The following is a 21110-nucleotide window of genomic DNA, read 5'->3' as shown; positions in this document are numbered from 1 at the left end:
TCTCGAATGCGGGTGCAAAAGTAGTGCTATAAAACATAAACTCCAAACAAAATCGCAACTTTTTTGTAATATTTTTTTAAAAAGAAAAGATCCCATACATTAACATATACCCCCAAAAGAGTATGTAAGAGCATTTTAGCACCTCCTATTCCTTATAGCGAGGAAGATTCTCTTATATATTGAATACCTATAAAAAGGAAACTTATTCCCCAAAAAGATATTTATAATCCCTTTCAGTCGCAAGCTTCACCCAATCTTGCGGGATCATCTGCCATTGGTTTAAAGGTTGTGGGCAAAGTACCCCCTTCTCCTTTATATATTGGATCATATAATAACGGAGATCTTTATCCGTCGAATGGATGATACGACTCTTTAACTCGTCTTGAGGAATACTAGCCCCTTTAGTCAACAACTCGCCACCTCCGTTACCTCGATAAGAATTAAGGGCAACTTTATACGTTTTATTTTTGTCGAAAGGTTTGCCATTTGCCATTTTCAAGATCGTGATTTTCTCGCCCATAGGTTTCGTAACATCCACCGTATAAATAATACCAGCGGCTGAGTCAAAATTAAAACTGAAATTAACGAATGCAGCATAATTCTCCTGGCCTTTCTTTCGTTCTTTTAATAACAAGACATGATCATCCGGAGATTTCATCTGGTTAGTCCACATGCCATACGATTCCTCCAAGAAACCTTTGATTTCGGCCCCTGTCAAATTCATCGTGTAAAGCATATTCTCATATTTGTAAAGACTGAACATATCGCTGATCGTAATATCCCCTTTATCTATTTTCGCATCAAAGGATAATGGGGCGGCAAAAGAAACGTCCGCACCGGTTAACTCCAATTGTAAAGAGTGAATAAAATCAATGAAAGCGGATGGTCCAAAGTAAGCGGAACGAGTCGTGATACTTTCCGTAAAGGTTCCTACCTTCTCGGAGACAAAATCATTCACGGCTTTGTATTGTGGGACAAATGTCTCCATGAATTCCTTGCTAGGCTCCAACTCATCCACATCCGTCAAAACACCCGATATCTGTTTATCCAAAACTTTACCATTCTCTATCCTTAATACGACATCAACAGTACCGACCACACGCCCATTACTTGCCGGGTTTATCAATAACACAGAATCACCCTTACTATTCGCTACCTTTCCACAATACCGACGATGATCATGTCCCATCATAACCACATCAAAACCCGGAATCCGCTGAGCAACCTCCATCGACGCATCCTCACGATACTGTCCGGACATGGTACGTGCCTCATTTCCCGCATGGAAAATACCGACCACAATATCCGGCTTCTCCTTTTCTTGAATAACCTTCATCCACCTACGGGCCGTATCCTCCATATCGGCAAAATAAAGACCTTGCCACAGAGTCTCCGGCAACCATACAGGAATAGCAGGAGTAATCATACCCAAAACAACGATCTTCACACCATCACGTATAAACACCTCATAAGGCTTTAAATAGGTCTCCCCGTCAGAGGTACGGATAATATTGGCACCCAAGATAGGGAAATCGCATTGTTTGATCCAGCGATCGAAAACAGCGTGACCAGCCTCTACATCGTGGTTCCCCATATTCCCTACATCGTACCCCATATAATTCATCATAGCGGAAGCCACATGCGTAGAGACTGTATCCATGAAATTGTAATAATACGCAGAAGGTTGTCCTTGCAAGACATCACCATTATCCAACAATAAAAGATTATCTCCATACGTTCGACGCTCTTTCTGCACGAAAGAATAGACCCGGGCCAGACTTCCTCCCCATTCCTGTTTCTCAATAAAATTATACGGGAAGAAGTTTCCGTGGATATCACTGGTTTCCAACAATTTCAACTTGACCTCCTTCGTTGTCGCCGACAAGCCGCAAACGGCCAGAAGCAACAAAACAATTGAATAAACTCGTCTCATACAAGGATTTTATATATTAATGACGCAAAGATAACGAAATAACCTGTTCGCCTGATTTCAAGGGAATTTCTTTTCCACACCAAATAAACGTCCCCGTAGTACCTTCCGGCAAGACCAGACGTGCAGTCCCCTCTCCCCTTTCATCCAATTTATACGCGGCAGTCACGCTCCCGAGCGGATGTGGAATCGTACCGGAAACCTCTTTTAGTTTACCCAAGGATGGAGCGATCCGTATTTTCCTAAAGCCGGGGACATCACTATCTATACCCAATAAGATCCGGTAAAACTCAATATTCGGGCTAGCTCCCCAAGCGTGGCAATCAGAGCGAGACGGTTCCGGCATTTCCGCCCATGTAGTCAATCCCAATGCCATCTGATCCCGCCATATCTGTAAGTTATCCAGTAGCAGATCCCCTAAGCCGGAAGCTTTTAACGCTTGATTCAAATAATAACGGAAATAGATCGTACATTGGATCAGACTCGTATCTTCCAAGGTTTGATTCATCACCTTTACGGCCTCCTCCCCTTTCGTAACCCCGGTCAAGATCGCCAAGGCATTTACATGTTGGGAATAGCTGCGATGATCATGCGTATCGGCGAACAGATTACGGGTAACATCCCAATATTTCGGGCGAATTGTCTCACGCATCTTGGTAGCGATCTGCCGATAATGATCGGCCATGGCAGGAAGTCCGATCGCTTGTTCCATTTCCGCGGCGAAATCCAATGCCATTATATACATTAAATCTTGAAGCGCCGAGTTTCCCTTTTTCTCACGTACAGGCTCGCCATAATCAAAACCGGCAGCCCAATCTACAAAAAACCAATGAGGTACATAGGCCAAACTATAATCCGGCTTCAACCATTGCTCGTACCACGACAAAACCTGCCGGTAAGCGGGAAGTAAAGTTTTCATATACGCCTCATCTCCCCGGTACATCCAGTAGTCGTGCCCCATACAAATCCACCAAAGAGAGAATGAAGAGATAAACTGATGTACGCTAGACGGGTACCGACTCATCGTAATACCTTCTGCCACCATAGACTGCCGACCTTGCTCTATAGCATTTTTTACCATATAAGGATCATGTGTATTATACATGGAAATCATCGCCTGTATACGTGTATCCCCGAAATATTGCAATTGCTCGTAATAAGGACAATCCATATAGGTCTCATTAGCACACAAACGAGCAGTACGCCAGCCTATCTCAAGCATACGGTTTAACTCCTCATATCCCGGAGCGGAGAAAACAGCCTCGTTTCGGAAAGGATAGGCAGAGAAAGTACCGTAGACATCTTCTATCACCAATGGCTCAGAAGCCGTTTTTACTTTTACCTCCACATATCTCCACGTGCGCCACCACAAAGATGTGAAGAGACGATTATCTCCCCCATCAGCCAGAATCTTATCCTCATACCCGATAAATACTTTGCCTGTTAACTCATCCCGATGCCCCTTACCATTCAATGTATAAGATTTAGTAGTCGCTTCTTCCTCTTGTTTATATAGGGCTTCTGAATAACCGATGTTAATCTCCGCTCCCTTTCCCCTGCTGAAAGCCAAGGAAAAATAACCCGTAGTCAGATAATCATTATCCAAAAGCAAACAGACCTCGGTATCCGCAGGGATCGTCAAATTCTTTGGCCAATAAGGAAATCCTTGCGGACATTCCATTCCCACAGACCGACGCACCTTAGCCAAACGCTCTATCCGCATATCCATCGGAGGTATCGGGCTAGGAACTAGTAACCGTCCCGGATAGTCCCTCGATCCTTTCATAGCTCCTTCCATTCCTTGCACGGCTTTCTCCCATTTTCTATCGTCATAATCCGGCTGCTCCCACCCCCAGGGATAAACAGAGGCATCTAATTTCTCACCCGGACCGGCCACATAATAACCCAATACCTTCCATACACTCCAAGGAGCATACGCCTCATTACGTAAACAGACCCAAGTGGTATCCGTATTCACAACTGCCTCGCACCCCGTGTTACCTTGTAAGATAAAACCAGTCTGATTGTAACTAATCTGAGCAACAGGTTTCTGCTCAGCATAATTCCAGACAACGGAAGCCAACGTATTTTTCCCTTTTCTCAGATAAGGAGTCAGATCTACCGTCTCGAAATTCCAGTTATAAATATCCCCACGGGCCGGGCCCAAGGATACCAATTTCCCGTTTACATATAATTTATAGCGATTATCGGCTGAAACATGGACGATAAACCGGGAAGGAACAACTTCCAAGTCAAATGATTTACGAAAATGGTAGACTCCATACACATTCGGGGCCTCACCCGGATACGAGATCCAACGGGCTTTCCAACGTCCCTCAAAAAGAGAAGGATCGATTTTCTCTTGATTATACCCCTTCAGGCTTATCTGGGAAGAAAGGGAAAGGGTCTGAAATACAAAAAGCAAAAGAAATAAATAGGTCTTCATCGAAACACGGTATTATTTGAGATTAACGATCTGAACAAAGGTACAAAAAAAGGAGAAAGCGCTAAAAGAACTTTTGCCTTTTGACGCTTCCTCTCACAATATACAAAATCTCAGTCTTTCACTAAAAGAATATCTCCGGTTCCCGGCGTGCACTAAAATTCTTATGAAGCATTGCCGTATAAGGGGTATCGAAAGAACGTGCGCCTTCCGGACATTCTTTTACGCAGGCACAACATTTGATACACAGACCCGGATCGCTATACATCCCTTCTTCCGCCAAGGAGATCGCATGCGTAGGACATACATCCACACAATACTCACATTGCGTACATAAGTCATTATCAGTAACAGGAGCTTGAGGAGAGGAAGGACTTTTCACCCGATACGGGAAATTACCTTTCACCTCCAAAGTAGACAAACATTCCACACAAGAAACCTTCTCCAATTTCCCGATAATCGTTTTCCCGAATTCCATCGCTTGCTTGAGATCCTGCTCATCCGGACGTCCCTCGGCAATAGGCATCCCCTTACGACTGAAAGAATGCTCACCGATAAAAGCTCCGGCAGCTACAGGTACGAATCCCTGTTCTACGGCTAAATCACAAAGTTCTTTCAAAGCATCCTCATAATCCCGGTTCCCATACAGCACCACGGGAACCACCGGCGCATGATGAGCAGAATGGAACATGCGAAAACGCTCCATGGCGGTCTCTGCCACACGACCTCCATATACAGGAGCTGCTATAATCGTCAACTCATCATCGATATACTCTTCCATATCCAAGCTCTCATAAGTGACATCAGACTCAGACATCGAAGTGGCCCCCATTCCTTCCGCTATCGCATAAACGATCTTAGCGGACGTATGTGTCGGAGAAAAATAAATTAAATGTATGTTGTTATATTTCATGATCCCTATTTTAACGCATCCTCTATCTTGGACATCAACTCGGCAAACTCCTCATCGGTATAGCCCTTGCTCGTATAAATGATCTTCCCGTCTTTTCCTACCAAATAGCCACGGGGAATCAAGTTCTTGGCGAAAGCGCCGAAAATAGCCCGATCCTTATCGGGATACAACGGGAAATCGAAACCTTTCTTCTCGTTATATTTCTGTAAATCGGCATCAGAATGTTCACGGCCGATCACCAAGAGAACGAAATCCTCATTGTTCTTGTATTTAGGCCAAAGGGTTTGCTGAACGGCAGCCAATTCTTTTTGGCAGGGAGGGCACCAAGTGGCGAAGAAATTCACAAGAATCACTTTTCCCTTTAACGAAGTGGACTGTAATTTACTCCCATTGTCGGAAATAATCGTAAACGACGGCATGGTATCACCCACCTTCACGATATCGGCGGTATTATCCTGAGCTTTACCAACGAAAGCCAATAACGCAAGTATACTAACCAATAAATACTTCTTCATAACCTTAATTATTTCTCGTTTAGAATTCGGGAACAAAGATACTTATCGAAGACTTTGCGCTAAGTCATAACCGGCTTTCAACGCTTTCAGGTTCATATTAACTATGTCCTCGCCCTTACGTCCGAAGATATGGCGGATACCAGCCTCGATCTTATCATAATCAATACCTAAAAACGGGGTAGCGGCACCCAGCATCACGATGTTGGCCGCACGTATGGAACCCGCTTCCTTGGCGATCTCCTCCACGTCTAGCACTACTTTATGGGGAAGCCTATCCAACTCTGCGTTCACTTTCTCAATCTCCGGATAGTTGGGGATATTCACGAATGGACGAGAATTTGTCACCAACCAACCTTCTTTCTTCAAGTAAGGCAGATAACGCAAGCTCTCCATCGGTTCCAGAGAGATAATCATATCGGCGTGTCCTTTCGGGATCAAGTCCGAGGCGATCGGCTCATCGGAAAGACGTAGGTTAGACTGCACGTCTCCACCCCGCTGGCTCATTCCGTGTACTTCCGCTTGCTTCATATACAAGCCTTCTTTCAAGGCCGCTTCTCCAATAACGGCGGCGATAGAGAGGATACCCTGTCCTCCCACACCTGATAATATAATATCTGTTTTCATTTCTTGCTTGCTTTTTTCTTTCTGGTTAATGTCTGGATACACTCACGGCGAGGGATCAACACAGATACCCCCTTATACTCGATCTCCTCGCGGATGATGGATTTCATCTCCTCGTAGTTTTTCTTCAAGGGAACCATCACACGGATGTGAGCCGGATCCACGCCGATACCGGCACATATAGATTCCAGACGTCCTGTTCCGGCAGAATCCTGCCCTCCGGTCATGGCCGTCGTCTCATTATCGGAAATAACGATGGTAATATTCGTATTCTCGTTCACGCAATCCAACAAACCGGTCATTCCAGAATGGGTAAACGTTGAATCTCCAATCACGGAAACTGCGGGGAACACACCTGCATCGGAAGCTCCCTTTGCCATCGTGATAGAGGCCCCCATATCAATACAAGAATCGATTGCCCGGAAAGGAGGCAAAGCCCCCAAGGTATAACAACCGATATCGCCAAACACCTTGGCAGCACCGTTATATTCAGCGATCACCTCGTTCAAAGCCTCATACATATCTCGGTGTCCACAACCTTGGCATAATGCGGGTGGACGTTGCTCAACCACCTCCGGAATCGCATAATAACTTTGGATCTCCTTGCCCAAGGCCTTACCTACCGCATCGGGCGTAAGCTCACCGTCACGCTGAAGCGTACCGTCCAAACGGCCATGAACCGTCACTCCTTTACCTAAGAAGCCCTTCAATTGCTCCTCGACAACTGGATAACCCTCTTCCAACACCAAAATTTCCTTACATTCGTTCACGATCCTCTCCACTTGTTTTCTCGGGAGAGGATATTGGGAGATCTTTAATACGGGATGCTCGAAACCATCCGGATAATTCTCGGATAGGTAATTAAACGCAATACCTGTCGTGATAATACCCAAATCTTTATTCGGAGCATCGAAATATTTATTATATCCGGAATTCTCGGAGGCCTTCGTGAAAACCTCTTGAGAGACCAGCAAACTTTTGAAACGCTTACGGGCCAACGCCGGAAGCAATATGAAACGTTGGCGACCATTTACCGGGCAATTCATCTGATTTTCCGGCTTCAACGGGCTGGTAACGACACCGGCACGGGAGTGTGCCATACGGGTCGTGACACGCAATAAGATAGGATATCCTAATTTCTCGGATAACTCAAATCCACTATATACCATATCATATGCCTCTTGCTGGCTAGATGGCTCCAGCATCGGGATCATGGCGAAGTTTCCATAAACACGGTTATCTTGCTCGTTTTGGGAAGAGTGCATGGATGGATCGTCGGCCGTCAGGATAATCATACCTCCGTTAATACCGCTCATGGCGGCGTTCATGAAACAATCGGCGGCGACATTCAGGCCTACGTGCTTCATGCAGCAAAGCGCACGTTTACCGGCGTAGCACATACCCAAAGCGGCTTCCATAGCGGTTTTCTCATTTGCGCTCCAGCGACAATGGATACCTCTTTCCTTTGCTACCGGAGAGCCTTGGATATATTCCGTGATTTCAGTAGAAGGGGTTCCCGGATAAGCGTATACCCCGGAGATTCCAGCGTCTATAGCGGCTTGAGCTATGGCTTCGTCCCCCAAAAATAAATGTTTTTCCATGTGTATCTGTTTTCTTAATATTGACTATTCACACTATTTAGTTGCCAAAGGTAGTGAAAAATGTTATGATTTATGATTTATGATTTGTGATTTATACCTGTACACGATAAATCATAAACCGCAAATCATAAATTTCTTATCGTATTTGCCGCCGATTCAACTCTGCCCGGTAACGATTGGCATTGCGGTTGTGTTCCGCCAGCGTCACAGCAAAATTGTGTCGTCCCGAAAAATCCTCCTTGGCGCACATGTATAAATACCGATGTTTCGTATGGTTCAACACGCTATTCAACCCCCTGATGGTAGGAATCCGCAGGGGGCCGGGAGGTAAACCCACATATTTATAAGTATTATAAGGAGAATCTATTTCCAAATGCTCGAACAAGATACGCCGCAAAGAGAAATCACCTACGGCAAACTTCACCGTAGGGTCCGCTTGCAAAGGAATACCGGCATGAAGACGGTTGATGTAAAGGCCCGCCACGATCGGATACTCGTCCAATGCCGCCGTCTCTTCCTCTACGATAGAAGCCAAGATAGATACCTCGATCGGGGTAAGTCCGATCTCCTCCGCTTTCTTTAACCGTACCGGTGTCCAGAAAGCGTCATATTCACGCTTCATGCGACGCACAAACTTATCCGCGGATATATTCCAATAAATCTCATAGGTATTAGGAATAAAGAGAGTACTGATCGTTTCCGGGGTAAAACCTAAAGAACCACAATACGCGGAATCATTTAATAGACGCAAAAGATCTTCCTTGCCAAGCATCAATTGATCACCTATACGCTCTGCCAGATCCTCCTTTAGACGGACATTATTAAATGTAACACGGGCCGCTACCTGATGTCCTCTCCGCAAATCATTCAATAAAGCCAAATTACTCATTCCTGGTTTCACGGCGTACCGCCCGGTACGCATGGAGGCAGGGTATTTCAGTAATCCACTCAACCGCTTAAAGCTACCGATACGGAGGCAATCCGCCGAATCTTTCAACTGCCGGCAAAGATCATCAAAATCCTTTTCTTCATTTATATAGACATAAACCGTCTCATCCGGATTAAAATTCGGAGCCCAAGCCAAACGGTATACCCAAAGGCCTCCACCACCTATCAAAACAACGAGAATCACCATCAAGGTTACAATCATCGAATGCTTCGATAAAATTTGTTTGTTCAAATCCATGAATAATCTATTGAATATCAGAATAAGGCACAAAAGTAGTATCTTTTCTTGAAAAAAATGAGGTCTAAAGCCTTGTTTATTTAAAATTATAATTCTACCTTTGCAACGCAATTCTAAGGAAGAAGCACAGAACACATAAGGAAGTGTGGGTGAGTGGCTGAAACCACCAGTTTGCTAAACTGACGTACTCGTTAGGGTACCGGGGGTTCGAATCCCCCCGCTTCCGCAAAGAACCAACTAATAAATTTTATTAGTTGGTTTTTTATTTTTAAACCATCCGAATTAATGTGTTTCATATATTTGTCATATTTGAACTTATCGTAAGTCGATCTGTTATTAAAAGGAGATAATTAAACATATACATATGACAATTGCTTTTATCCGAACATACAACAACAAGCAGAATTCCGAGATCCAGAAAACCGTGATCCGGGAATTCGCCGAATCCCGGAAGATAGAGATCGGGAAATGGGCTAAAGAGGTGGGTAATAGTCCTCGTGCGAACCGCAGACTGGAAAGTATTGTCAAATCTTTAAGTCCCGGGGACGAGATACTCGTGTCTGATATATCCCGTGTAAGCCGTAAGATGATTGAGATCATCCATATCATAACACTTTGTATCGAACGAAAGGTAACGCTTCGCAGCGTAAGCGATGGATACGTGTTCGAAGATAACATCGACAGTAAGACCTTGGCCTTTACCTTCGGCCTGGTCTCCGAGATCGAGCGGAAGCTAGTCTCTGTCCGCACGAAGGAAGCCCTCGCTTTAATCAGAAGCAAAGGCGTGGTACTGGGCCGTCCGAGAGGCAGTCAACAAATGGGACGCTTGGAACCTTATAAGGAACAAATCGAGAAAGACTTAAAAGACCCGAGCCTGACATACGCCCAGATAGCGGAGAAATACAACGTGTCGCTAAGTAGTTTCAAACGTTTCCTGAAAGAGTTTTTTCCCGATAAGAAAAAGAAGAAATCTAGAAAATAAAAGATCCCCTTTTATCACCTACGTTAACTTTTAAGCATATCTAACGGTGATAAAAGGGGTTTTTCTTTATTTCTCTATACGGATACGAGCGTCTACGGCAAACAAACCTCTATCCGTGGCCACCAACGGATTTATATCCATCTCTTTTATTTCGTTGGCAAAACGGAGCAGGGTAGAGAGGCGAACAATAATGTCCGCATATTGCTGCTCATCAATGCCTTTTTGCCCGCGTGTACCTTTAATGATCGGATAGCCTCTCAAGGAGCGGATCATCGAATAAGTCTCATCGTACGACAACGGTGCCAAACCATAAGACACATCCTTCAATACCTCCACGAAGATTCCACCCAACCCGCAAAGCACCACATGGCCGAAACGATCCTCGTATTTAGCGCCCAGGAATAATTCCTGCCCTTTTAGCATTGGTTGCACCATAATTCCCGTAACACCCGGAAGACGCATCATGCGCTCATACTCGAACAGCAAATGCTCCTCACCACGGATGTTCAAAGCGACACCACCGATATCGCTCTTATGTACAGGCCCCACGACCTTAGCGACCACCGGATATTTCACTTTCTTCGCAAAAGCCAACAACGCATCCCTGTCATCCGAGGCATACTCCTCTACCAACGGGATATTAGCGGCACGCAACAAAGTACGCACTTCCTCCGGATTCAGATAGCCACTCCCCGGCAACCGGTCTATGATGCGACGAACTTCAGGCACGTCCACCCCATACAACTGGATATCCGTACTCATTGGCTTCGGCGTATTGATCACCCTCGAAAGAGCGGTACCCAACGTCACCTCATCCGAGAAATTCACATGCCCTTTCTTAACAAAACTCTTCACCTCCGGACCGGCTGTTACGATAGACGGTAATATCGGGAAGATCGGCTTCTTGCACTCTTCCATCTTTTTATGAAGTACCTCGTAGGTATCATAAAGCTTAACCAAGCCGGGGCTACCGAAAATGACCATCATCAAGTCCACATTATCAAAGCGATTCTCACAGAAATCAATGGCTGTAGCCAAATGCTCCGGTGTTCCCGTACCGATAATATCAATCGGATTACCGACAGCGGCACCCGGATATAACTTGGATTTCAACTCGTCCGCGATAGGGCCTTCCAAACTCGGGACATTCAAACGTCCCTTGGATAAAGCATCGGCCAACATCACCGCAGGACCTCCGGCATGTGTCACGATCGCGCAATTCTTTCCCTTCACGTCTTTCAACGTAAAGATACTCGCCACGGTAGTCAACTCCTCACGGCTAAAACAACGCACGATACCCGCCTTACGGAACAAAGCCTCCACGGCAGAGTCCGAGCTGGCGATAGCGCCCGTATGCGAAGAAGCCGCCCGTTTCCCCGACTCGGTACTTCCGGCCTTGATAGCGGCAATCTTACACCCCTTACGTATCAAGGAAGACGCATGATACAATAATTTATCCGGTTGCTTGATTTGTTCGATATACAACATCTTGATCTTGGAATCCAATACCGGATCAAAGTTGCGATCCATGTATTCGAGGATATCCTCTACCCCGTTTTGCTTGGAGTTTCCAACCGACCATACAGAAGAGAAACGCAATCCCTTTGTCAGAGCCGACTCAATAATGAACAAGGCCGTACCACCGGAGCTGGAGATAAAATCCACGCCATTGGGATGAAATTCCGGTATTGGTTGCGTAAATACGCCATGATAATTCATATTCATCAGCCCGATACAGTTCGGACCGATCAAAGAAGCTCCCGCCTCATTCACGATATCCAACATTTGTTGTTCCAAGACACCTCCCTCGTGCGTCTCCTCGCCAAAACCGGCCGAGATCACGATGAAGGCTTTTACCCCTTTTTGCCGCGCCAAAACCTCCATCACCTCAGGGCATGATTTACTCGGGATCGAGATAATCGCCAACTCCGTATCCGGGATATCACGGACAGACGGGTAAGACTTGATACCTTGCACGTCTGTCTCCTTGGCGTTCACCACACATAATTCCCCTTTATATTTTCCATCCAACAAGTTTCGTACGATACGACCGCCCGGTTTATGTACATTGTTGGAACCTCCCACCACTACGATGCTTTGAGGATTGATCAATTCTCGGTTAATCATAACATTTTGCTTAGTTAGATTCAATGAATGGGAGCAAATATAATTTTTTTTCTCCATCCAATCATTAAAATCCGGGTTATTTATTTACACTTTGCGCTTTCATGTTGTAGCCAGCCACACCACGTATCCATCCCGCCTCCGTTCGTACCAGATCCTCTATTTTAACACATAATAGAGCATACCGGCTATAGCGGCACCAGCTATCGGCCCTAAAACAGGTACCCAAGCATATTCCCAATGGCTACCGCCCTTCCCTTTGATCGGCAAAATAAAATGCATGAATCGAGGCGCCAAATCACGTGCCGGATTAATCGCATAACCGGTAGTACCACCTAAAGACAAGCCTATTACCCAAACAGTAAACGCTACCGGAATGGCACCGACCGATCCTAAACCGATCGGCAAGGTACTATTGCTATCGTACGTAAGCTGGCCATCTGTTATGAAAAACACGACAAACATCAAGGCAAACGTACCAACCATCTCCCCCAAGAAATTTATCGGATAATCCTTGATGGCAGGGCTCGTACAGAATACGCCTAATTCCGCATCCGGATCATCCGTGGCGTTGAAGTGATCCTTATAAACCAACCAAACCAACAGAGCACCCAAAGCGGCACCGATCATTTGCCCAGCAATATAGGTACATACGTCGCACCAAGGAAAAGTTCCTCCGATCGCCAAGCCGATCGACACAGCCGGATTCAAATGCGCGCCACTATATGGCCCGGCTACCACGACACCGATAAAAACGCCTAAAGCCCAAGCGGTCGTTATCGCTATCCACCCCGCTCCATTACCTTTTGTTTTCGATAAAGAGACATTCGCCACAACTCCTCCTCCCATCAGGATCAAGAGCATAGTTCCCAATAATTCCGCTAAAAATGGAGACATAAGATAAATAATTTAAGAATTTGTTAATCCACGAACGTACCTATGAATGATTTACAGATAAATCAACCGGCACATTCCCTAATCGACATATCGAATAACCGATACGCACATTATTCAGCCCAACTTTGGGAACGTCCCACCGCCTTATGCCATTCGTTCAATAATTTACTGGCGATACTATCTTTCATCTCCGGGCTAAAGACCTTATCCAGACACCATTGCCCCTTCAGCTCTTCGATATCTTTCCAATAACCAATCGCTAAACCCGCTAAATAAGCGGCACCCAAGGCCGTAGTCTCCAACACTTTCGGACGTACGACCGGACAACGGCAGATATCAGACTGGAACTGCATCAAGAAGTTATTAGCGATAGCTCCACCATCTACCCGAATCTCTTTCGGTTTGGCGTGAATATCGTTTTCCATAGCCATCAAAACATCATATACTTGATAGCAGATACCCTCTAAGGCCGCACGAGTTAAGTGAGCCGCCGTAGTTCCGCGGGTAATCCCGACTATAGCGCCACGTGCGTATTGATCCCAATACGGGGCCCCCAAGCCTGTTAACGCCGGAACAAAATAAACACCGCCATTATCGCTAACGGATTTTGCCATTTGTTCCGTGATCGAGGCGTTCGGAATCAAACCAATCCCATCCCTCAACCATTGGACAACCGCCCCTCCGACAAAGACACTCCCTTCCAATGCGTAGGTAGTTTGATCTCCCAACTTCCACGCTATCGTCGTCAAGAGATTATTCCGGGAAAGAACCGGTTCGTTCCCTGTATTCAAAATCATAAAGCAACCCGTTCCGTAAGTTGTCTTGATCATGCCATCCTCCACACATAGCTGGCCGAACAGAGCCGCCTGCTGGTCTCCGGCCATACCAGACACAGGAATTCCTTTCTTAAAAATAGGAGTCGATGTCTCACAGTAAACCTCGCTACATCCCTTTACTTGCGGCAGCATCGAGGCTGGTATCGTAAATAAATCCAATAACTCCTGATCCCATCGCAAAGTACGGATATTAAAAAGCATGGTACGGGAAGCATTCGTTACATCCGTAATAAATTGGCCTCCCCGGGTTAATTTCCAGATCAACCACGTATCCACCGTACCAAAACATAATTCTCCCCGTTCCGCACGCTCGCGGATACCTTTTACGTTATCCAATATCCATTTTATCTTCGTGGCAGAGAAATAGGCATCGATCACCAATCCGGTTTTCTGCTGGATGCGTTCTGCCCAGCCTTGCGATTTAAGCTCCTCGCAATAATCTGCCGTACGGCGATCCTGCCATACGATCGCATTGTATACAGGAAATCCGGTCTCCCGGTCCCAGATAATGGTTGTCTCCCGTTGATTGGCGATTCCGATGCAGGCGATATGACTATCCGTGACATCTGCCTTTGCCATCGCCTCCTTTATCACGGACGATTGGGTATACCAAATCTCATTCGGATCATGCTCCACCCAGCCCGGCTTCGGGAAATATTGTTGGAATGATTTCTGGGCCAACGTAATAACAGTTCCCTGATGATTAAACAGAATGGCCCGGGAACTAGTAGTTCCCTGATCTATCGCCAATACATATTTATTTCGAAAGTTCATATCCATCTATATTTGAATCGTTTATCAATTAATTCAGTATATAATTCGAGGCAACCTCGTTAAAAGCCTTCACTTGAGCAGACCTCCAAGCCTCATCCTTCCCCCGCTCTGCCGCCAGGATACCCGCTACTTTCGGGGCCATCGCTATCGCCGCCCGTGCGTCTAGGAATAAAATACGCAAACGACGGGCCAATACATCCTCCAATGTACGAGGCATCTCATTTCGGATCAACCAAGTAACCTCTCCCACCGTATAGGCATAGTCCGGATGCAACCTCTCTGCCATCACAGGAGATGAAGCCACCAAGTTACGGATTTCGTCGGCATCTGTACCATATACATATAATGGATCGGAGAAATCAGGGTTCTCCCGGCTACCATGGATTTGGTAACGCTCGGTAACACAATCTTTCGTAGGAATATGCATGTAACGTATCGCCAGATCTAAGGTGTCTTGCGCCATCTTCCGGTAGGTTGTCCATTTACCACCGATAATGGTGATCAAACCGGATTTCTCCCGGATCAATTTATGACTGCGCGATATCTCTTTTGTCTTTTTACCCTCGCTACGGGGAGCGGCGAGCGGACGAAGCCCCGCAAACACGGATAAGACATCGCTCCGCTTCGGTGGCCGGGTCAAATAATTCGCCGCCGTATCAAGTATAAACTGAATTTCCTTCTCTAGGGCAACCGGCTCTTCTTCCGGACGTTCCATCAATGTATCCGTTGTTCCTACCACAACTTTATTATGCCAAGGCACAGCGAATAACACGCGCCCATCCGATGTCTTAGGAATCATAACGGCACAATCGCTTCGCAGGAAAGAAGCGTCCAATACCAAATGGACTCCCTGGCTAGGACGTACAGTCGGACGTTTACCCGGCTCGTCCATTTGCAAGATCTCATCAGCGAAAACACCGGTAGCGTTAATCACACAGCGAGATCTTACAGGGTAGACCTTGCCAGTCTCTTCATCTCGAACCGTGGCTCCAACTATTTTACGCTCCTCTTTCAGAAGCCCTATGACTTTCGCGTAATTCAAGACACATGCGCCGGCATCGACAGAGCTACGGACCATATTAATAGCGAGGCGGGAATCATCGAATTGGCCATCATGATAAAGTACCCCGGCGGTCATCCCTTTCGGGCGTAACATCGGGACGGTTTGGAGCGCTCGTTTCGGACCGATACAAACCGAACGTCCCAGACCTAGCTTTCCGGCCATTAAATCATACAGGATCAGGCCTATCGTATAGAACGGGCCTTCCCACCAACGGTAACAGGGAATTAAGAAGGTTTGATCTTTCACCAAATGGGGGGCGTTCCGGCGTAACAAACCGCGCTCCCGCAAGGCTTCTAAAACCAAGGAGACATCACCTTGCGCCAGATAGCGTACACCGCCATGAACCAGTTTCGTACTACGGCTGGAAGTTCCTTTCGTAAAATCCAATTGTTCGAATAAAGCGACCTTATATCCTCTTGTCGAAGCATCCAAAGCGATACCTATACCGGTAGCCCCTCCTCCGATCACAAGAAAATCAAAGATTTCAGACGGGGCTTCCAACTGAGAAATCATTTTACAACGGTCCATATGGCTCCTCCTTTTCTTAAGATTAACAGTTACAAATTTAACCATTAATTCTTAGTATAACAAAGGATCCGGAAAAAAGGATAGGTTCCCTACTCGGTTTCCTCAGCAGGAAACCACAGTTTCTTCAGCAAGAAACTACAATTTCCTGCCGAAGAAACTACAATCTCCCTTACGGGAAAATTCAATAAACTATAATAAGCTGATTATTATCACTCAAACATCTTATCAATGCCTCCTGTGTCCGGTGGAGTCGTGGGGCTATTTTCTTCCTCTCCTTCGCTACAGGGGTTCGCATATTTTTCCGGGATATCGAAGCTCTCGTCTTCCGAGTAACCTAAAGTCTTATCTTTATAGACCTTTTGCATGTAAAGCGCATAAATAGGCAACGCCATGCTAGCTCCTTGCCCTTCGGCCAATCGGTCGAAATGGATAGAACGATCCTCGCCTCCTACCCAGCAACCGGATACCAAGCTAGGCGTAAATCCCATAAACCAACCATCGGAATTATTCTGTGTCGTACCGGTCTTACCCCCCATTTCGGCCTTGATCCCATAGCGAAAACGTATACGTCCTCCGGTTCCGCCATCGATCACGCTTTTCAACATATGCAACATCTTATATGCGGCATCTTCCGTCAGCACCTCGCTCATCTGAGGAGTAAAGTTCGCGATCGTGTTTCCATATGAATCTTCTATACGGGTTACGAATAAAGGTTCTACCCGGATACCTTTGTTCGCGAATACCGTATAGGCCCCGACCATCTCTCCTACCGAGACATCCGGGGTACCCAGACAAACCGAGATAACCGGATCAATATGATTCTTCAGACCGAAAGAATGAAGCAAACGGACAAAGGTATAAGGAGAAAGCTGACTCATCAGATAAGCGGTTACCCAGTTATCGGAATTCTGCAATCCCCACTGAATCGTGACCATCTCGCCGATCCGCTTCGCACTGGCGTTCCGAGGAACCCATAAACGCCCATTCTCATCCATCAATTGCTGTTGCACGTGCAACATCTTGTCACAGGGGCTGATCCCCTCTATCATCGCCAACGAATAGAGAAACGGCTTCATGGTAGAACCGATCTGGCGACGACCGCCATTCACCATATCATATTGGAAATCATTATAGTCAATACCACCTACATACGCCTTGACCTGCCCGGAGCGAGGATCCATCGACATAAACGCCGTGCGTAAGAAACTTTTATGATAACGAATCGAGTCCATGGGAGACATAATCGTATCGATCGGGCCATTCCAACTAAAGACACGCATATCGACCGGTTTCTCAAACTCCTTACGCATTTCCTCCTCACGCATTCCACTCTTTTTCATCGCCCGGTAACGATCCGTCTGATGCATCGCACGCATCAACATCGTATCCACCTGGCCGGTTCTCACGTCTTTTGAGAACGGGGCATAGCTACGCCCCTTCTTTTCCCGGAAAAAAGCTGGTTGAAGATCCTTACTCAAATGCTCGCGTACAGCCTCTTCCGCATATTTTTGCATACGAGAATCGATACTGGTATAAATTTTCAGTCCATCCGTATAAAGATTATAGAATTCTCCATCGGCTTTTTTATTTTTGTTACACCAGCCATATAACGGATTTGTGACCCAAGATAATGAGTCCTCGCTGAATTTCTGGGATTGCCAAGAGGCGTAATCCTTACGTTCCGGTTTTTTCGCGGTCATCGTCAGACGAAGATACTCGCGGAAATAAGGAGCCAAACCTTCCTTATGATCCATACGGGTAAAATGTACGACCAAGGGTAAGGCTTTCAACGAATCGCATTCTGCCCGAGTTATGTATCCGGCCTTCTCCATCTGTTCCAATACAGTGTTACGGCGGCCCCTCGTACGTTCGTTATGGCGGACCGGGTTGAAATAAGAAGGATTCTTACACATGCCGACCAAAGTGGCCGCTTCCTCTATTTTCAAGTTTTTAGGAGTCCTGCCAAAATAAACGCGAGACGCAGATTGAATTCCAACGGCGTTATACAAGAAGTCGAACTTATTCAGATACATATTTATAATCTCCTCCTTCGTATAATAACGTTCCAATTGAACGGCGATCACCCACTCGATCGGTTTCTGGAAAAGACGTTCCATCATATTATCAGCGTTCGGCGAGAATAATTGCTTGGCCAATTGCTGGGTGATGGTACTACCGCCACCGCCGCTCTTTTGCATCAAGATACCTCGTTTCACGATGGCGCGGAACAAACCTTGCGCATCAATGCCACTATGTTCGGCGAACCGGATATCCTCGGTAGCGATCAAGGCCTTCACCAAATCCGGCGATAGGTCCTCGTAATTCACATAAATACGATTGTCTTTGCTATGCGCATAGGCCCCCAACGCCTTTCCGTCTGAAGAGATAACTTGGGAAGCATATTTATCAATCGGGTTCTCTAATTGCTCCACCGGAGGCATATAGCCGATCGAACCATTCGCTATAGACATGAACACTACTGCCACGGCCCCCAATACAGCCACATATAAAACCCAAAATGAAATGATAACGCCTTTTGTAATCTTTGAAGCCATCCTCTTATTAGTTGATAGTTGATAGTTGAGAACTGACAATTGATAGTTGACAATGATAGTTACATCCGTTATAACTGTCAATTGTCAACTACCAACTGTCAACTACTGAAGCGCGAAGGTAATAAAAAACAATTACATTATCATTATAACAGCGAGGCTTGCCAGACCTATAAAAATCCATAATACAATACCTTGTACCATCGGACGAACTCCCACTTGCTTGATAACCTTACGAGACAGGCCGGCACCAATCAAGAACAATGTGACGGTCAATCCCTTTTTCGCCGCCCAAACCAACGAACCGCTAACGACTTCCGGTATCGACAGGAACGTATTCGCTACCATAGCCAATATAAAAAAGAAGATAAACCAAGGAATACTGATCTTAGCGCCTTTCTGTTTGAAAATGAACATTGTAGCAATCGTTATAGGAATAATCCACAAAGCCCGGGTCAGCTTTACCATGGTAGCGATCTCCAAGGCTTTCTCTCCGTATGCCGCTCCCGCGCCAACAACCGAGCTGGTATCATGGATCGCAATAGCTGCCCACATCCCGAATTGTTCCTGCGTCATTCCCAATAAATGTCCGATCGGCGGGAAAACAAACAGGGCGACCGCATTCAAGATAAAAATCGTACCCAACGACATAGACATCTCATTGTCATTCGCTTTCACCACTGGAGCGACAGCGGCAATCGCACTACCTCCACAAATAGCGGTTCCAGCCGAGATCAGATAAGCAGTCTTCCGGTCCATCATTAACCGTTTCCCCAGGTACATACCTAAAATTAACACGCTTACCACGGAAACAACCGTAAAGACCATACCGTCTTTTCCGGTCTGCAACGACTCATGCAGATTCATGCCAAAGCCCAAGCCTACCACAGAAAACTGTAATAAATATTTCGAGGTTTTCTTACTGAATTTCGGAAAAGGTTGCCCGGCTGTCATAGCGAACGCCAGCCCTAGAAACAAAGCTACCGCCGGAGATATAAATGGCATTAGACACAAAATAAAAAGCAAGATAAATAGAGGCTTGTTGTACTTCGTCAGAATCTGTTCGATCATGTTCATTCTTCTTAATTTTTTATCATTTATTTCACGCCGCGAAAGTACGACAGATTTAAATATCCTGCCAATCATTATATCGAATGGTTAATAACCTCAAGTTATAACCCAGCCATATTGCTCCGTATAACGGATAAAACTCTCCTCGATCCCCCCGTTTTGCCCTTGGGGTTCGACGAATAAGAATTCCCGTTCGGCGGTCAAGTCCTCCACATCAATCACTTTCAATTGGCCCGACATCAATTCGCGGGTTACCGCACGGATCGAGATAATACCTAAAGCATCCGTGTTCTCTAAAAACATCTTAATACTCTCCGTACTTCCTAATTGCAATAATACATTTAGCTGAGATAACTTTATTTGATGATTCGCCAAAGCCGACTCTAAAACCTCCAACGTTCCGGACCCATTCTCTCGAAGGACCACAGGCAAGGAACAAAGTTGTTCTAAAGTTAGTTCATCATAATGAGCGAATTTGCCATTCGTACGAGTCACCACGACCAACTCATCTCTCATAAAAGGAATATAACGCATCGTATTCTGACGAGAATTACCCTCCACCAAACCAAGTGTAATCTTACCATCTCGTAATGCCTGCTCGATATCCCGGCTATTCCCATTAAGCAGAGATACTTTAATATCCGGAAACTTCTTGAGGAAAGAGGCCAATACCGGCGGCAAAACATATTGCGAGATCGTGGTGCTAGCTCCCAATCTTAATTCTCCCGAGAAATTATTGGTCAGTAAATTCATCTCAAAATCAAGTTGGCGGTAGGCTGCTAGCAAGACATGCGTATGCGACAACAGCAATTCTCCCGCCCTAGTCAAGCGGATTTGGTTGCCGGTACGTTCAAAAAGCGGGGTCTTATACTGAACTTCCAGTTCATGGATATGCTTGCTAATAGCGGGCTGGCTGATAAATAATTCCCGGGATGCTTTCGTGAAACTCAAGTTACAAGCCACGCTATGAAATACTTTTAATCGAAAATCCATGATATTCTACCTTTTACCGTTTTAATTTAACAAAGATAAAAATAATATTATACATTTGCAGGTTGAGGTATAAATATATGA

The 21110-nt window shown here is 45.8% G+C and carries 15 protein-coding genes and 1 tRNA gene; 2 read left to right on the top strand and 14 right to left on the bottom strand.

The annotated features are described in order from the left end of the window. Positions 1-202 precede the first annotated feature (202 nt). The 7 genes from Q0110_RS14765 to mltG form a co-directional block, all read right to left on the bottom strand. Positions 203-1933, bottom strand: coding sequence for a bifunctional metallophosphatase/5'-nucleotidase (locus tag Q0110_RS14765; protein ID WP_297907996.1), 1731 nt, complete (start codon positions 1931-1933; stop codon positions 203-205). A gap of 16 nt (positions 1934-1949) precedes the next feature. Then, positions 1950-4376: an alpha-L-rhamnosidase N-terminal domain-containing protein gene (locus tag Q0110_RS14760; protein ID WP_297907992.1), complete on the bottom strand. Its 2427-nt coding sequence runs from the start codon at positions 4374-4376 to the stop codon at positions 1950-1952. Between the two features lie 121 nt (positions 4377-4497). Next, entirely contained in the window at positions 4498-5286 is a 789-nt protein-coding gene (locus Q0110_RS14755; protein WP_297907989.1) for a 4Fe-4S binding protein, read from the bottom strand. Between the two features lie 5 nt (positions 5287-5291). Further along, positions 5292-5801, bottom strand: coding sequence for a TlpA disulfide reductase family protein (locus Q0110_RS14750; protein ID WP_297907985.1), 510 nt, complete (start codon positions 5799-5801; stop codon positions 5292-5294). A gap of 42 nt (positions 5802-5843) precedes the next feature. After that, the gene (locus tag Q0110_RS14745) at positions 5844-6425 is read right to left on the bottom strand and encodes an indolepyruvate oxidoreductase subunit beta (protein ID WP_297907983.1); all 582 of its coding nucleotides are present in this window, start codon (positions 6423-6425) and stop codon (positions 5844-5846) included. After that, entirely contained in the window at positions 6422-8023 is a 1602-nt protein-coding gene (locus Q0110_RS14740; RefSeq protein ID WP_297907980.1) for a thiamine pyrophosphate-dependent enzyme, read from the bottom strand. Before Q0110_RS14740 ends, Q0110_RS14745 begins: the two co-directional genes overlap by 4 nt. A 136-nt stretch (positions 8024-8159) precedes the next feature. Continuing rightward, positions 8160-9209 carry an endolytic transglycosylase MltG gene (gene mltG, locus Q0110_RS14735; protein WP_297907977.1) on the bottom strand — a complete coding sequence of 350 codons (1050 nt, stop codon included), beginning with the start codon at positions 9207-9209 and terminating at the stop codon, positions 8160-8162. 139 nt (positions 9210-9348) lie between these two features. Here mltG and Q0110_RS14730 point away from each other — a divergent pair. Both Q0110_RS14730 and Q0110_RS14725 read left to right on the top strand, forming a co-directional pair. Next, positions 9349-9435 (top strand) — tRNA-Ser (locus Q0110_RS14730). A gap of 138 nt (positions 9436-9573) precedes the next feature. Then, entirely contained in the window at positions 9574-10191 is a 618-nt protein-coding gene (locus Q0110_RS14725; RefSeq protein WP_297907974.1) for a recombinase family protein, read from the top strand. 66 nt (positions 10192-10257) lie between these two features. On the opposite strand, the gene Q0110_RS14720 is transcribed toward Q0110_RS14725, so the two are convergent. From Q0110_RS14720 to Q0110_RS14690, 7 genes are all read right to left on the bottom strand, one after another. Next, positions 10258-12318 carry an acetate--CoA ligase gene (locus Q0110_RS14720; RefSeq protein WP_297907970.1) on the bottom strand — a complete coding sequence of 687 codons (2061 nt, stop codon included), beginning with the start codon at positions 12316-12318 and terminating at the stop codon, positions 10258-10260. A gap of 156 nt (positions 12319-12474) precedes the next feature. After that, positions 12475-13212, bottom strand: a complete 738-nt coding sequence (locus Q0110_RS14715) for an MIP/aquaporin family protein (RefSeq protein WP_297907968.1) — start codon at positions 13210-13212, stop codon at positions 12475-12477. A gap of 110 nt (positions 13213-13322) precedes the next feature. Then, positions 13323-14822 carry a glycerol kinase GlpK gene (glpK, locus tag Q0110_RS14710; protein WP_297907966.1) on the bottom strand — a complete coding sequence of 500 codons (1500 nt, stop codon included), beginning with the start codon at positions 14820-14822 and terminating at the stop codon, positions 13323-13325. 28 nt (positions 14823-14850) lie between these two features. Next, on the bottom strand, positions 14851-16413 hold the full coding sequence (locus Q0110_RS14705; protein ID WP_297907963.1) for a glycerol-3-phosphate dehydrogenase/oxidase: 1563 nt from the start codon (positions 16411-16413) through the stop codon (positions 14851-14853). 209 nt (positions 16414-16622) lie between these two features. Then, on the bottom strand, positions 16623-18968 hold the full coding sequence (locus Q0110_RS14700) for a transglycosylase domain-containing protein (RefSeq protein WP_297907961.1): 2346 nt from the start codon (positions 18966-18968) through the stop codon (positions 16623-16625). A 132-nt stretch (positions 18969-19100) separates the two neighbouring features. Next, positions 19101-20042: a putative sulfate exporter family transporter gene (locus tag Q0110_RS14695; protein ID WP_297907958.1), complete on the bottom strand. Its 942-nt coding sequence runs from the start codon at positions 20040-20042 to the stop codon at positions 19101-19103. Between the two features lie 90 nt (positions 20043-20132). Next, positions 20133-21029, bottom strand: a complete 897-nt coding sequence (locus Q0110_RS14690) for a LysR family transcriptional regulator (protein WP_297907956.1) — start codon at positions 21027-21029, stop codon at positions 20133-20135. Positions 21030-21110: the final 81 nt, after the last annotated feature.

Origin of the sequence: uncultured Parabacteroides sp., assembly GCF_947855115.1 — a bacterium.
GTDB lineage: Bacteria > Bacteroidota > Bacteroidia > Bacteroidales > Tannerellaceae > Parabacteroides.
Note: the sequence above shows the minus strand (reverse complement) of the source record. Positions and strands in the feature narration are given on the sequence as shown.

What these genes read in the sequence shown, in the direction of transcription:
- Q0110_RS14740 (WP_297907980.1), bottom strand. Translation starts at nt 8,023, where the DNA reads ATGGAAAAACATTTATTTTTGGGGGACGAAGCCATAGCTCAAGCCGCT.
- Q0110_RS14745 (WP_297907983.1), bottom strand. Translation starts at nt 6,425, where the DNA reads ATGAAAACAGATATTATATTATCAGGTGTGGGAGGACAGGGTATCCTC.
- Q0110_RS14700 (WP_297907961.1), bottom strand. Translation starts at nt 18,968, where the DNA reads ATGGCTTCAAAGATTACAAAAGGCGTTATCATTTCATTTTGGGTTTTA.
- mltG (WP_297907977.1), bottom strand. Translation starts at nt 9,209, where the DNA reads ATGGATTTGAACAAACAAATTTTATCGAAGCATTCGATGATTGTAACC.
- Q0110_RS14705 (WP_297907963.1), bottom strand. Translation starts at nt 16,413, where the DNA reads ATGGACCGTTGTAAAATGATTTCTCAGTTGGAAGCCCCGTCTGAAATC.
- Q0110_RS14720 (WP_297907970.1), bottom strand. Translation starts at nt 12,318, where the DNA reads ATGATTAACCGAGAATTGATCAATCCTCAAAGCATCGTAGTGGTGGGA.
- Q0110_RS14715 (WP_297907968.1), bottom strand. Translation starts at nt 13,212, where the DNA reads ATGTCTCCATTTTTAGCGGAATTATTGGGAACTATGCTCTTGATCCTG.
- Q0110_RS14695 (WP_297907958.1), bottom strand. Translation starts at nt 20,042, where the DNA reads ATGAACATGATCGAACAGATTCTGACGAAGTACAACAAGCCTCTATTT.
- Q0110_RS14750 (WP_297907985.1), bottom strand. Translation starts at nt 5,801, where the DNA reads ATGAAGAAGTATTTATTGGTTAGTATACTTGCGTTATTGGCTTTCGTT.
- Q0110_RS14755 (WP_297907989.1), bottom strand. Translation starts at nt 5,286, where the DNA reads ATGAAATATAACAACATACATTTAATTTATTTTTCTCCGACACATACG.
- glpK (WP_297907966.1), bottom strand. Translation starts at nt 14,822, where the DNA reads ATGAACTTTCGAAATAAATATGTATTGGCGATAGATCAGGGAACTACT.
- Q0110_RS14760 (WP_297907992.1), bottom strand. Translation starts at nt 4,376, where the DNA reads ATGAAGACCTATTTATTTCTTTTGCTTTTTGTATTTCAGACCCTTTCC.
- Q0110_RS14725 (WP_297907974.1), top strand. Translation starts at nt 9,574, where the DNA reads ATGACAATTGCTTTTATCCGAACATACAACAACAAGCAGAATTCCGAG.
- Q0110_RS14765 (WP_297907996.1), bottom strand. Translation starts at nt 1,933, where the DNA reads ATGAGACGAGTTTATTCAATTGTTTTGTTGCTTCTGGCCGTTTGCGGC.
- Q0110_RS14690 (WP_297907956.1), bottom strand. Translation starts at nt 21,029, where the DNA reads ATGGATTTTCGATTAAAAGTATTTCATAGCGTGGCTTGTAACTTGAGT.